Annotated in this window: 9 protein-coding genes and 1 pseudogene; 9 read left to right on the top strand and 1 reads right to left on the bottom strand. The window is 59.7% G+C overall.

Translation table 11 applies throughout. The features are described from left to right. The first annotated feature begins 210 nt into the window (after positions 1 to 210). The 4 genes and pseudogenes from V1290_RS10785 (at position 211) to V1290_RS10770 (ending at position 4,198) form a co-directional block, all read left to right on the top strand. Positions 211 to 711 carry a recombinase family protein gene (locus tag V1290_RS10785; protein ID WP_334364391.1) on the top strand — a complete coding sequence of 167 codons (501 nt, stop codon included), beginning with the start codon at positions 211 to 213 and terminating at the stop codon, positions 709 to 711. A 53-nt stretch (positions 712 to 764) separates the two neighbouring features. After that, positions 765 to 1,874, top strand: a complete 1,110-nt coding sequence (locus V1290_RS10780; RefSeq protein ID WP_334364390.1) for a recombinase family protein — start codon at positions 765 to 767, stop codon at positions 1,872 to 1,874. A gap of 813 nt (positions 1,875 to 2,687) precedes the next feature. Beyond that, a complete protein-coding gene (locus tag V1290_RS10775) occupies positions 2,688 to 3,959 on the top strand; it encodes a TrbI/VirB10 family protein (RefSeq protein ID WP_334364389.1) in 1,272 nt (423 codons plus the stop codon). 6 nt (positions 3,960 to 3,965) lie between these two features. After that, a pseudogene (locus tag V1290_RS10770) lies at positions 3,966 to 4,198 on the top strand (DUF2274 domain-containing protein). Between the two features lie 469 nt (positions 4,199 to 4,667). Here V1290_RS10770 and V1290_RS10765 read toward each other — a convergent pair. Beyond that, positions 4,668 to 4,994 carry a helix-turn-helix domain-containing protein gene (locus V1290_RS10765; protein ID WP_334364388.1) on the bottom strand — a complete coding sequence of 109 codons (327 nt, stop codon included), beginning with the start codon at positions 4,992 to 4,994 and terminating at the stop codon, positions 4,668 to 4,670. An 817-nt stretch (positions 4,995 to 5,811) separates the two neighbouring features. On the opposite strand from V1290_RS10765, the gene V1290_RS10760 reads away from it, so the two are divergent. The 5 genes from V1290_RS10760 (at position 5,812) to V1290_RS10745 (ending at position 14,148) form a co-directional block, all read left to right on the top strand. Further along, positions 5,812 to 7,002, top strand: coding sequence for a SpvB/TcaC N-terminal domain-containing protein (locus V1290_RS10760; protein ID WP_334364387.1), 1,191 nt, complete (start codon positions 5,812 to 5,814; stop codon positions 7,000 to 7,002). Then, on the top strand, positions 6,941 to 7,291 hold the full coding sequence (locus tag V1290_RS36490; protein WP_442894981.1) for an FG-GAP repeat domain-containing protein: 351 nt from the start codon (positions 6,941 to 6,943) through the stop codon (positions 7,289 to 7,291). The genes V1290_RS10760 and V1290_RS36490 overlap by 62 nt, the downstream gene beginning before the upstream one ends. A gap of 68 nt (positions 7,292 to 7,359) precedes the next feature. Continuing rightward, positions 7,360 to 9,558 carry an FG-GAP-like repeat-containing protein gene (locus V1290_RS10755; RefSeq protein WP_334364386.1) on the top strand — a complete coding sequence of 733 codons (2,199 nt, stop codon included), beginning with the start codon at positions 7,360 to 7,362 and terminating at the stop codon, positions 9,556 to 9,558. A gap of 203 nt (positions 9,559 to 9,761) precedes the next feature. Then, positions 9,762 to 13,247 (top strand): RHS repeat domain-containing protein, encoded by a 3,486-nt coding sequence (locus V1290_RS10750; protein WP_334364385.1) that lies wholly within the window; start codon positions 9,762 to 9,764, stop codon positions 13,245 to 13,247. A gap of 94 nt (positions 13,248 to 13,341) precedes the next feature. Then, positions 13,342 to 14,148, top strand: a complete 807-nt coding sequence (locus V1290_RS10745; protein ID WP_334364384.1) for a hypothetical protein — start codon at positions 13,342 to 13,344, stop codon at positions 14,146 to 14,148. Positions 14,149 to 14,180: the final 32 nt, after the last annotated feature.

The following is a 14,180-nucleotide window of genomic DNA, read 5'->3' as shown; positions in this document are numbered from 1 at the left end:
CCTGGAAGCAACCGGTGCGTGGATAACCATGACACCCGTCACTTGCTCGATACGATTGATACTCTGGTGAAGCACGGTGAGCGCCGCCGCCTATTGCTCTCCAACAAAGCGATTAGCGCATCCAGCGCTTTCGGGCGGAGCAAAGCTGTCCCTGGCCTCCTAGAGGAACCGGTCGTTCCTCATTACGTTTTCCTCCCGGAGCGTTGATCCATGGTCAATGCGCTCGTCATTCGCCGCAGTACCCAACTGGCAAAAGCCCAGAAGGCGCTTCGCGCGGCGCAATATGTTCGAATGTCCACCGATCTTCAGCGCTATTCGACCCAGAACCAGGCGGCCGCCATCGCGGCATACGCGCAGCAACGAAATCTTACCATCGTTCGAACTTATGTCGACGAAGGGCGCAGCGGCGTGAGGATCAACCGGCGGCCGGCCCTCGCCGAACTCATCAAGGATGTTCAATCAGGAAACACGGACTTTGAGCACGTTCTAGTCTACGACGTCAGCCGATGGGGACGCTTCCAGGATGTCGATGAAAGTGCGCATTATGAGTTTGTCTGCAAGCGAAGCGGCGTCAAGGTCGCCTATTGCGCTGAACAATTCGAAAACGACGGAAGCCTTCTGTCGAGCATCCTAAAGAACATCAAACGCGTAATGGCGGCTGAGTTCAGCGGGAGCTTGGCGTCAAGGTGCACGCCGGCCACTGCCGAATAGCGAGCCTCGGCTATCGCGTTGGAGGTTCGCTCACGTTCGGACTCGGCAGGGAGATGATCGATGAGCAGCAACGCTCGAAAGGTCGGCTGGCGAAGGGCGAGTACAAGGCCCTGAAAACGGACCGTGTGCGGCTTCGGCTCGGTTCTGACGAAGAGATCGCGGCCGTCAGATGGATATTCCAGCAGTCCGTCGTGGAGCGAAAGACCGACGTCGAAATCGCACGACAGCTCAATCGAGCCAACATTGCCAATCACCATGGGCGTCCCTGGCCCTACATCATGGTCCATTCTATTCTTAGAAACGAGAACTATATCGGCAATCTCGTCTACAACCGAACGTCCCGCCGTCTCGGCCAGGCGCAGGTAAACAATCCTCATCATCTGTGGATTCGGAGCCCAGGAGTGGTGGCGCCGGCGATCGACCAGGACCTCTTTGCACGCGCTCAGAAGATCATGGCTGAGCGGTACATCTCGATTCCGGAAGACCAGATGCTGCGCAGACTCCGCCTGACGCTCGGTCGCAAAGGAAAACTCACGACCCGCATCATTAAGAACGCGCCCGGACTCCCTTCTGTCGCATGCTACATCAAGCATTTTGGCTCGCTACGGAAAGCCTACGCGCTCATCGGTTATCAAGGATCCCGTGACTGCGAATGGTTCGACGTGCGAGATCATTGGTCTGAGCTTTTGTCAAAGCTGGCAGGGCAGGTTGCGGAGGCGCTGAGGACCGATCTTGGGATTCTGCTGAATCTCACCGACGATGGTGCAGGGCTTGCACGGCACGGAAACAGCAAGATCATCTCGTTTCAGGTGGTCCGGCGAATGGCGCAGAGGACCCCAAATCATGTTGCTCTGTGGAGAGCCCACCCGAGAAAGGAACGAACAAAGCTGTGTGTTTTCTTGCGGCTGAAGGAGGCTAACAAGGTGGTTCAAGACTATGTGCTGTTGCCTGCAGCAGACACTGCGAAGCCTTATCTGACGCTTTCGGATGGGGCTTTGGCCCGCCACAAGGCCGTTCGCGTAGACACTGAGAACGAACTTATTCGGAACATCAAAGCGAGATTCACTTCGTCCAGCCATGCCGCGCCAGCCAAGCCAACGCGACCGAACAAGCGAAAGAAATCAAGCCGGCCCAAAACCAGGAACGTCCGCGTGCGGCACTGATCGAGCGCAGGTAGAGAATTGCGCCCAATATCTTGCCGTAGTTTCTCCTGAAATCGCCATTGAGCTTCGAAATCTCGACGAGCTCGGAACACTGGTCGGACATTACATTCTCCCTGGAAACATCCCAGGTGCCTCATAGAACACTGATTTGCCTGACCAGTCAATTTAAATTTCGGATTTTCCGAATTTGCAAGAAGCGGCATTGCCGATCGGTTGTCTTTGCGCGGGCGGCAAGTGCCGCACCGGGCTCTCGTGAACCGAGCCGCGCGGCGTCTCGGCCATTCGGCGTCGATCCCTCGCGCGATATCGAGTCGCTCGCCGGAGGCACTCGCCTTCGGGGCCCGCCGTCATTTCATGCCGGCGTCGCTATCACTGCCCCTCTGCGGGTGCCTTTTTAACCGGTCTCGCGACTGCAGTCGGTCCCGCGTCCCGCCGCGTTCCCGCGTCGGCGCTATGCTGACGCTCCTGCGGCTGCCTCTTTAGTTTCGTCGGACTCAGGCGAATTCGCTAGCACTGCACGAATCCTTCACTGAGAGACTAAGGGGCGCAGCCCCTCGCGCGCGCCAGGGTGAAGCGCCGGCAAGCGCCGGCGCCGACCCGGGCGGTCTCCCCGGTCTTCCGCGCTTTTCGGATCTCCCCCACGCCGAAATCTTGGCACGCGCTTGTGCAGACCCGCTCTTCGAGCGACCTGTTAGGGCGGGCGATCCCCCTCCGCCCGGGTCGCCCTGGCACTTGCTACCCCCGGTCTCGCCGACGGGCAGGGGCGCAGGCGCGGAGTGCGCCTTGCACCCATGACAGCAAAGGAGATCGATCATGTCGGCCAAGCACGTTGAAACCAGCCCCGAGAACGCAACCGGGATTTTCATTCCGCTCAACAAGCTGAAGAAGTCGCCGAAGAACGCGCGCAAGACGCCGCATAGCGAGGCGGCGATTGAAGCCTACGCGGCGAGCATCGCCGCCAAAGGCATTCTGCAAGATCTTGTCGTTGAACCGGAATTGGACGGGGAGGGGACGCCCACGGGATTTTACTTCGTGACCATCGGCGAGGGCAGGCGGCTTGCCCAGCTTCTGCGGGTCAAGCGGAAGGAAATCAAGAAGACCGAGCCGATCCGCTGCATCGTGGATACCGTTAACGATCCGCACGAGATCAGTCTGGACGAAAATGTCACCCGCGAAAACATGCATCCTGCCGACCAGTTCGAGGCCTTCAAGAAACTTGCCGATGAACGCGGGTTCGGTGCAGAAGAAATCGCAGCCCGTTTCGGCGTTACGCCCCATGTGGTGCGCCAGCGCCTGCGGCTCGGCGCAGTTTCGCCTAAGCTGATGCAGGTCTACCGCGAGGGTGACTTGACGCTTGAGCAGTTGATGGCCTTTGCCATCACCACCGACCACGCTCGCCAAGAGGCCGTCTTTGATCGGCTGTCCTATAGCCGCGACGCCAGCACCATCCGCAAGCTTCTCACGGAAACCCACGTTCCCGCCACCGACCGCCGCGCGCGTTTTGTCGGGATCGAGGCGTATACGGAAGCGGGCGGCACCATTCCGGCAGCCCTCATCACGGGTATCCGTTCCGATCTGCCGGGGCAGATCACCGCGCAGGTGACCGAAAGCGTATATGATACACGGACGGGCCGCTCGCTGCTGGTGCCCCAGGGTGCGCGATTGATCGGAATCTACGACAGCCAAGTCGCCTTTGGACAGTCACGCGTCCTCCTGGTCTGGACACGCCTGATCATGCCGAACGGCCGCTCGATCGTCCTAGGGCGACAGCCGGGCGCGGATACCGCGGGAAATGCCGGGCTTCAGGACGAAGTCGACCATCAATGGGATAAGCTGTTCAAAGCGGCGCTGCTTTCAACGTTGCTTGGGGTAGGAGCCGAGCTCGGAACCGGAGCGGATGCGGGTGACGCTACCAGCGCCATGATTCAGGCGCTTCGCCGTGGGGCAGGGGATTCCCTGAACCAAACCGGTCAACAAATCGTTCGGCGCAATCTCAACATTCAGCCGACTCTGACAATCCGGCCCGGTTTTCCGGTACGGGTAATCGTCAATCGCGACCTGGTGCTTGAACCATACAGAGGGTGAAAGAAAATGGTCAAGCTGAAGCTCGGCGCCATTGCTGATGACAAGCCCGTCAAGCTTACCATGGAGCTGCCGGCAAATGTCCATCGTGATTTGGTCGCCTATTCCGACGAGCTCGCCGGTGAAACCGGCAATCGGTCTCGGATCCAGCAAAATTGGTCGCGCCGATGCTGGCGCGCTTCATGGCAACGGATCGAACCTTTGCGCGACGCAAGGGTCAGCCTGCGCAGGGCAAGGGATAGCGCTCGCTCAACAGTTTGACGAAGTTCACAGGCCCCCGGGTTGTCATTGTCCTTACGCCAGTACGCTGAATAATGGACCTGGCTCGGTCCCAGGCCATCGCGCATTTCGTGATAGGTGAGGCCCGCAAATTAAGGCCAATGTCCGACTCCGCCACCAGACTTTGACCGAAGCCTAGGTGATAAGGGACTTGATAATGCCTCTACTGACATCACGGCGTTCAATTTTACGTCTATCTGTGGCCGAGACGAGCTTGGACAACAAAAGATCTTCCAGTTCTCGTCCAGGATCGTACTGGTTGAGAAGAACTGTTTCGCTCCGCAAGTCAGTACAGTAGACCGCTTTCTTGGCGGCGAGATGATGTTCCTCGGGCAAAGCCACCCCGGATACGTTCCCTCCACATTGAAATCAACAAAGGTCGCCCGTAAATTGCCGGCCGACAGCGACGTATAGAATCCCACTGACAGCCGGCTAGCTTCGCCGCGCCCGTTGCATTGTGATGATGTAACCAGCGCATCCATGTGTTCCAAAATTGACCGCGCCGTGCGAAGAAAACTCTGGCCGGTCGACGTTGCGCATACGCCTCCGCTCGATCGCTCGAACAGTGTCAGCCCCAATAGATTCTTCGAGTTGACGAATGCAGCGGCTCAGCGTCGACTGCTGCATGAACAAAGCGTCGGCGGCGCGCCGGAAGCTTCCATATTCCGCAGACAGTACGGCGTAGCGTAGGTGCTGGAGAGCGACAGTCGAGGACTGATTGCGAAGAGACAAATATCTGTGGTCTTGTTCGTGGGCCATTCTCGACCATCGGATGCTCTACGCGGGCGAGGCATCCATTATATGGAATCAGGTAACTTCAATGACCGGTTGTGGTCTTTCTTTGGCGTTGCCCTTCTCCGGCACTGGTGGCGAGAACTTCCAGGGTCAGAGCACAGGGACGCTACGCGTGCAGGCACGAGTTGTCGTAATAGATAGTCGGCTCCACCCTAAGTCCGCCGGAGATGCAGCTCTCTGCAGGCGCCATCAAGGCTTCGGCACGGCGCGATTACGCCCGACGATCGAATGTCTCTTGAGGGCCAGTCAGTGCGGGACGATGCGAAAAATGTCGCGGCGTCTATGCATTGTCGCCGACTTCCCCTCAATCTGATCGCCTGCAACATGATCTGCATTCCGAAACTCATTGCAGGTTAGGGCCGGCCGCCTTTCAGGCTAGCAAACTAACCTAACCCGAACCATCGGCCTCACGGCTGGTGCCGCGCTCTTTAAACAAAACGACTTTGGATCGAAGTTCTTCAGCGCGCCGCTAACTCCGCGTACGACGAATAGATGACGTTGCTCAAGATTGGTGATCAATATTTGCAATCAACACAAGGTTGTGGAAAGGTTTTTCAGCGCGGATGTTTGTATGTTGCCGTGCTCGAAAGTTCCAAGGTAGTTGAGGGGCGCGAGTGTGATCTGAGGTAGTGGTCGGAAAATCCGGAATAGCGCGCTGCTTGTGCTCTGTGCCTTGGAACGGGATTCAAGGCCCTCATCGAAATCGCAAAGACTCGTGTCCGGTCAATCGCATTGACCGAGGACCGGATAGCTGCGTGCTCGATCCGGGCTGGAGGGGACTATGGTTGGGGCGGGATCGTCGGTTCGTGCTTGGTTTGAGCGGGTTTGCGTGGCTTTTCATGCGAAGGCCGTAGCAAGCAAGAGACTGTTGACTGCGACTGCAGTCTTCGCAATTGCGATCTCACCACAACAGTCCTTCGCGCAAACTTCAGCGTTGCCAGGAAAATCGGGTGTAAGCGCGTCGGGCGCTGCAACCTACTCTGTCCCGATCTCGGTGCCGCCCGGAACGGCGGGTATGAATCCGTCACTGTCGCTCGACTATAACAGCCAAAGTGGCGCCTCCAGCGGATGGCTTGGCGCCGGCGTCGCTGGCGTTGGCTGGTCGCTCAGCGGGTTGCCGGCGATTGGGCGCTGCCCGCGCACTGTCGCTCAAGACGGTGTTGCCGGCGCCGTGAACTACGATGCCAATGACCGGTTCTGTCTCGATGGTCAGCGTCTGATAGCCGTCAGTGGCGGCTATGGCGCTGACGGTACCGAGTATCGCACCGAGATCGAGAGTTTTTCGAAGGTCATCTCGCACGGCACCGCGGGCACCGGGCCGGCATGGTTCGAGGTGCGTAGCAAGTCGGGGCAGATACTCCAGTTCGGCAACACAACCGATTCCCGCATTCTCGCGCAGGGCAAGACGACTGCGCGCTCTTGGGGCGTCAACAAGGTTAGCGACACCAAGGGCAACTACTTCACCGTCACCTATGTGAACGATACCGTCAACGGGCAGGCCTATCCGTCGCGGATTGACTATACGGCGAACGATAGAACCTCTCTGGCTGCCTACAATTCGGTTCGCTTCGTTTATGACACGAACCGCACGGACATCATCCCGATCTATCATGCTGGCTCACTGATCAAGACGACGGTGCGGCTTACCAACGTTCAGACCTATTCCGGCCCCAATCTCGTCGGCGACTACCGGCTTGCTTACCAGCAAGGCAGCGCGACCGGGCGCAGTCAGCTCTCCAGCCTCACGCTATGCGACGGCTCAAACAATTGCCTGCCGGCCACGAGCTTCACCTGGCAGAATGGGGCACTGACGGCGACGGTGATAACCAATGTCGCTGGACAGAACGGTGCGCTAGCAGGGGGTCTTCCCGTGGTCGGTGACTTCAACGGCGACGGCTTGCCGGACGTCCATGCGACAGCTAAACGGCGTTCTGTGGACGAATACTGGAACGGGGAATTTCGCTGTCACTAATAACGTGGCAGGGCAGGACGGCCAGCTTGGGGTATACTCACCAATCGTGGGAGATTTTGATCGTGACGGGCGCGCCGACATTTGGTGGTGGTCTCCCGGGGCGAGAAACAATTTTCCGGTCGTGATCTGGAAGAGCGTTGGCGGAGGTGCGTTCGCGGTTAACCCCAACGGACCGCCGACTCTTGGACCAAATTACTCGTTATCTACTGTCTTCTGGACCTCAATGGCGACGGCCGGACGGATTCGATCTGGTACTATGACCCAGGCGCGCCGGTCAGTGTATGGGTAACGAACTCCGATGGCAGTAGCGTCACCACAACTTCAGCCACGGCGCCTCCGTTCGGCCGCGGCTTGGGCATGGGTGATCTGTTCGCACGGCCTGGCGGGATAGACTTCAACGGGGATGGTCGCGCCGACGTGCTGTGGGCGGCGCAAGCCTCGGGCCTAAGCGCGCTTTGGCTCGGCAATGGCAATGGCACCTTCACCCAGGTCGCGGGCGCCGACAACAGTTTAACTAATTACATCCCGTACTTCGCCGACTTCAATGGCGATGGCAAGACAGACGTCCTGTGGAACGGGCGCTCGGCAGGCGCACGCATCCTCTGGATCAGCAAGGGCGATGGCACGTTCATCACGAACACCAACGCGGGCGGCCTGAATGGAACGCTTGTGGAGTACGTGCCGCAGTTCAGCGATCTGAACGGTGACGGGTTGACCGATGTGCTGTGGGTTCAAGTGAATAACAGAAGCGGCTTTTCTGCTGGTGCGTGCGTCGCCTGGATCAGCAAGGGAGACGGGACTTTCAACGTTGTCTCCAACTATGGCGGGCAGGACGGCACCCTTGTCGGCTATGCATCGATAGTCGGCGACTTCAATGGCGATGGCAAGGCTGACGTGCTGTGGGATGGCCGTGGCGGCACAGTGGGCTCAACCGGCACACGGGTGTTTTGGCTGAGTGACGGCGTACCTCCCGATGTCATCAGGACGGTCACCAACGGTGTTGGGGCCACGGTCACTTTTACCTACAAGTCTTTGACCGACAGCGCAGTCTATACCAAGGACAACACGGCGGCCGATCCGATCGTCGATGTGCAGATGCCGCTGCAGGCGGTCGCACGCATCGATGTCTCGAACGGGATCGGCGGCACGCTCGCCACGGCTTACGCCTATGTCGGCGCCAAGACCGATTTGAACGGCCGCGGATTTCTTGGCTTTCGTCAGATGAAGACGACGGACCTGCAAACAAATATCGTTCAGACGACGACATATCGGCAGGACTATCCCTTCCTGTTTTCAGTGGCGAACGAATCCCAAACGCTCGCCAGTGCCACGCTTAGCACGACGACCAACACATATGGTTCGACCTCGTTGGGCGGGACGCGCTACCAGGTATTCCTGACTCAGAGCCAGACCACCAAGAATGATCTCGACGGAACAGCGGTGCCGACCGCGACCACTTCCTATCAATACGATGCCTACAACAATGCGACGCAGGTCACGGTGGCGACATCGGACGGCTACAGCAAGACGACCAACAACAGCTACACGAACGACACGACCAACTGGTTCCTCGGCCGGCTGACGGGCTCGACGGTTACGGCCCAGGCGCCGCAACAGCTTGGCCAATACTGCAACTTGCCGTGGGGCGGCACCATCAGCAACGGCCAGAGCGTGACCGCGTATTCGGCGACGACCGGTCCGGTTGGGCAGGCGTGCAGCGCGATCGCGCAAACCCGTACCTGTACGAACGGGACGCTAAGCGGCAGTTATACGAACCAGACCTGCTCGGCGGTTTGCCCGGTGCCTTGGGGCGGAACGATTGGTCAGGGGCAGAGCGTCACGGCCTACTCGGCAGCGAGCGTGCCGCCGGGACAGCTGTGCAGCGCGGTGGCCCAGACGCGTACCTGTGGTGCCAGTGGCGCGTTGAGCGGCACTCTTACCGGCCAAACCTGTTCACCCACGACCGTCACGTTCTCTTTCAGCACGAGCAATATCAACCTCTGGAATCATCTAGTGGCTAACGGATGGTCGAACTCGGGCCAGCCCGGGACTTGGTTTGTGTCGATCGCCAGTGGCGTAGTGATTGGTTCTGGTTCGACGGGCACACCGGCGTTTGATACTGGGACATTCCCTCCCGGCAGCACGTTGCAGTTCACCAACAACGGAACGATTGCGGGGCGTGGTGGCGAGGGTGGCGCTGGCTCGGCTCAATGCGGCCCCGGATCAGCGGGGGGCGCCGGCGGACCGGCGATGCAAATCCGTGTGACTACGACTCTTACTAACAACGGCAGCATCTGGGGCGGCGGCGGCGGCGGCGGCGGCGCGGGTTATCCTTCCAGATTTACGCTCGGCGGTGGCGGCGGCGGAGCCGGTGCCGGCTTAATAGCGACCAGCGGTGGCGCTGGCGCCTCGGCTAATTATCCGGGAGCCCCAGGAGGAAGTAGCGGCTTGAATGCGGCCGGAGCGGTGGGGCTGCTGGTGGCAGCGGGCAAATCTACGCGGGATTGGGCGCTGCAGGTGGCGGGCCCGGACTCGCAGGTGGTACGGGTGGCATAGGCTACAACGCGGCCTGTGGCACGGCTGGAGGCTCGGGCGGTGCGGCCGGATCCGCGGTTCTCGGCAGTTCCTTCATCACATGGAGTGCGGTGGGCGATCGGCGTGGGCCGCTCAACTGAGTGAGATCGTGCGCTGCTGAAGCGGCCAGCGCACCTGCGATGACAATTCTGGGGCGCGAGGTGGTTCGCGTGGCGGGGGATGCGATGAAGAAGTTGGCTCAATATGCTGGCGTGATGGCGCTTGCTGCCACGTGGTCCGGTGTGGCGCTTGCCCAGTCGAGTGGGACGCGCAGCTCGGGCTTTGCCTATGATCCAGCTTCCGGCCTGCTAACCCAGGAGGTGATCGAGCCCGGCACGCCTTCGCTGCGGCTGCAGACCGATTACGTCTACGATGCCTATGGCAACAAGACCTCGGCAACCGTCAGCGGCATCGACATCGAAACGCGCGCGGCGAGCACAACGTACGACGCGCAAGGCCGTTTCGCGACGTCGGCGACCAACGCACTGGGACAGAGCGAGACCTGGCAGTACGATCCGCGCTTCGGCCTGCCGACCAGCCACACCGGGCCGAACGAGCTGACCACGACCTGGAGCTATGACGGCTTTGGCCGCAAGATCCTGGAGGTGCGGGCCGACGGCACACGAAGCCAGTTCACCTATGCGTTCTGCAGCGGCTTCAATGGCGGCACCGCGAGTTGCCCGGCAGGTGCGGTGCGGCTGAACCAGGCGAAATCGTTTGCTGCCGACGGGACGACGCAGAACGCCCCCACCATTATCGTCTATTTCGACAGCCTCGAGCGTGAAGTCGCGCGCGACACCCAAGGCTTCGACGGCAGCATCGTCCGCGGCGCCAAGCAGTATGACAGCCAGGGCCGGGTGCTCAAGGTCAGCCGGCCGTATTTTGTCAACGGCGGCACGCCGCAATGGACGACCTATGCCTACGACACGCTCGGCCGGGTGACGCTGGCGACGATGCCGGACAACAGCACGACGCAGAACGCCTATCACGGCTTGACGACCACCGAGACCAACGCGCTCAGCCAGACCCGCACGGTGACCAAGAACAGCCAGGGTGACGTTGTTTCGGTGACGGACGCGCTCGGCCAGACGATGCTCTATGCCTATGACGCGTTCGGCAAGCTGATCCAGACCACCGACGCCCAGACCAACATCGTCACCGCTACATATGATACGCGCGGGCGCAAGATCGCCAGCAGCGATCCCAATCTCGGCGCCTGGACCTATACCTATAACGTCCTCGGCGAGACGGTGAGCCAGACCGACGCCAAGAGCCAGACCACTACCATCAGCTACGACAAGCTCGGCCGGCCGCTGCAGCGGGTCGAGCCGGACATGACCTCGGTCTGGGTCTACGACACCGCAGCCAACGGCATCGGCAAGCTCGCTTCCGCCAGCATCACCGCCGGTCCCACCGCGGGCTACCAGCGCACGATGACCTACGACGCGCTCGGCCGCCCAAGCCAGGTCGCGACCACGATCGACGGCACGACCTACACGATGGGGGCCGGCTATGACGCCAATGGACGGCTGAGCCAGGTCACCTATCCCTCCGGCTTTGTCGCCAGCTACGGCTACAATAGCCTCGGCTACGCCAACCAGCTCTCCGACGGCAGTGCCCAGACCTTCTGGACTGCCAACGGGCTTGATGCCGAGCAGCATCTGACCCAGCAGACCAGTGGTAATGGCATCGTCACCACGCGCACCTTCTCGGCCACAACCGGGCGTCTGCAATCGATCGCAGCCGGCACCGGTAACAGCGTGCAGAGCTCGGCTTACACCTACGACTTGCTCGGCAACCCGCTGTCGCGCACCCACGACACCCAGAACCTCTCCGAGAGCTTTACCTACGACCCGCTGAACCGGCTGCTGACGGCAACCGTCAGCGGCAGCGTCGCGCCGCCAAAAGCCTATGCCTACGACAGCATCGGCAACATGATGTCGAAGTCGGACGTCGGCACCTACAGCTATGCGCCGCCCGGCTCGCCGCTGCCGCATGCCGTGATGAGCATCAGCGGTTCCACGATCAGCACGACTTTTACCTACGACCCGAACGGCAACCAGACCGCGGGGCTCGGCCGCACCATCACCTGGACTTCGTACAACATGCCCGCGACCATCACGCAGGGCACCCGCACCGTCAGCTTCCAGCACGACGTCAATCACCAGCGGATCAAGCAGGTCGCCCCCGACGGCACCACGCTTTACATCCATGCATTCGGTGTCACGGCCGAACTGTTCGGCGTCGGCTCGGCTTCGCCGCGCTGGAACGAGTATCTCTCGGTCGGCAATGTGCGGGTGGGCATGCGGGTCAAGGACATCACCGCCGCAACCGTCTCCTTGCGCTACTTCCACACCGACCATCTCGGCTCGATCTCGGTGATCACCAATGAGAGCGGGGTCGTGGTCGAACGGCTGAGCTATGACGCCTGGGGCAAGCGCCGCCATCCCAACGGCGCCGATGATCCGACTGGCAGCATCACCAGCCAGACCAGCCGCGGCTTCACTGGCCACGAGGAACTCGATTCCGTCGGCCTCGTCCACATGAACGGCCGCGTCTACGACGCACTGGTCGGACGGATGATCAGTCCCGATCCGACCGTGCCAGATCCGATGAACGCACAGGCCTGGAACCGATACTCCTATGTCGGCAACGACCCGCTCGCCTTCACCGATCCCTCCGGCTTCTCCTGGCTGTCGAGCTTCTTCCGCAGTGTCGGTAATTTCTTCAGTTCATTGTTCAACTCGATCCCGATTCTGCGCTCCATAGTTCAGATCGCGATCACGGCGGTGCTGTCACCGTTCGTCGGACCGTTCATCGCGGCGGCCGCTGGCGCCGCCATCATCACAGGCCTCTCCGGCGGCAATCTCGGACAAATGCTTAGAGCCGGGGCGATAGCTGCCGCAACAGCGTTTGCGTTCGCTGTCGTGGGTGGCGCGACCAACGTGGCCCAGGGCAAAGCCTTCGACCTCTACAACCACACGTCTCCAGAATTCGGAACCTCAGCGCACGCATTCAATATTGGCGGTCACGCGGCTGTTGGCTGCCTGTCCTCGGTAGCCTCCGGTGGCTCGTGCCAAAGCGGTGCGTTGTCGGGTGCTGCCGGCGCGGCCGCAACCCCGCTGGTTAATCAAGTGTTCGATCCGAGGCGCGGTGTAGGCGATCTCATTGGGGGCACCGCGGCTACCGGCGTTGTCGGTGGTCTCGCGTCAGTGGCAGGCGGCGGCAAGTTCGAAAATGGCGCCGTCACTGCCGCCTTCGGGTATATGTTCAATGCGGCTGCCAGTGCGTCTAAGTGGTGGCTAGAAAACATGCAGATGGGCAGTGATGCGCACCGCACTTTTCAAGATTGGCTCCGTGACCAGAAGCTACCTGGCTACTTTGTAGAGAGTTCATCTGATGGCCGGATGAACACATTTGAAGGGCGTGTGGATATTGGAAACAATATTTCGGGAGAAATTTGGGAGATCAAGCCTAATAGTATTTACGGTCAAATCACGGGGCCGCTTGAGGCTGCATGGTACGCTTCGACAAGCACAGGCCCGGTACAGTATCAAGCGGGCGGGTTAGGCTTACCCATGCCAAGCGGACCACTCGTTGGAACCATGGGCAGCTACATCTATCAGAACGCGGGGGGTGGGGGCTATTCTTTGGAGCGAATTTACCAATAGCGGAAGCTACAGCTACAATTTCAGTAGCCAGCCGGGTGCAAATGGTATTTTTGTGCCAGGGCCGCGGTCTTGGAAACTTTTGCGGTGAGATGTTATGAGTGAAGATCACCCTCTTCTGAACGTGGTGGCAAACTGGTCAGGCCGTGTTTCGATACAGCTTGCCTTTGAGGCGCGCGGCTTCTTGGTCCACAGGGCATGGCAGAATCGAATGATTGAGTTCTGCGGTGAACACCAGGCGGACTTGCTCAATCGATATTGGGACGAAGTCGCGTTGGAGACAATGCGGTGTGCAGGAAAGGTGCGTTCCGAGATGCGGTATTTTGGCATTGAACCAAAATACCGTTCTGCATTTTTGGATGAGCTCTTCGCGGCCAGGGATTTTCTTGAGCCTCCTTTTCAAGCTCCCCCGCTCATCAGATGCTTGTTTGAGCATCTCAAGAAAACCTGGTTTGATGCAGAGTTTAGAAATAGCGAAGCAGTCTTCGTAGGGATGCAGAAGAAGCAGGAGAGCGAGCGTTTAGAAATTCAGACGGGAGGTTGGACAGGAAAGAAGCGGGACGTCCTTCCCTTCATTGATAAGTTTTGCTCAGCGCATGCATTCAAGCGCCGTCGTAACCTCTGGCATAAAAATCTGAGCTGCGGCCTCGTCTTCGAGGTCAGCACTGATCTCGGGGGGAGTCCTTATTGTACTCAAATGCCATTGATGTTTCGGATATTCCACGCGGACGATCCCAAATTTGCGTTTGAGTTGGGAGGGAATGAGCCATTTGATCAGCTTGTCTACGGAAGTCGATTATACGGGGGAGGAGGGGATGCCAGCGATTTTGTCTTGGGAGTTCGGGCTAACATCGCGCTGTTCGATGTAATCGCCGCATCCTTCGGGACTTCTCAGCAAGCTTAGAATCAGAAGCAAGTCTTGGCTTCCTGCAATTA

The organism is Bradyrhizobium sp. AZCC 1578, assembly GCF_036924675.1.
GTDB lineage: Bacteria > Pseudomonadota > Alphaproteobacteria > Rhizobiales > Xanthobacteraceae > Bradyrhizobium.
The sequence above is the reverse complement of the archived record's forward strand: the minus strand, read 5'-3'. Positions and strand labels throughout refer to the sequence as shown.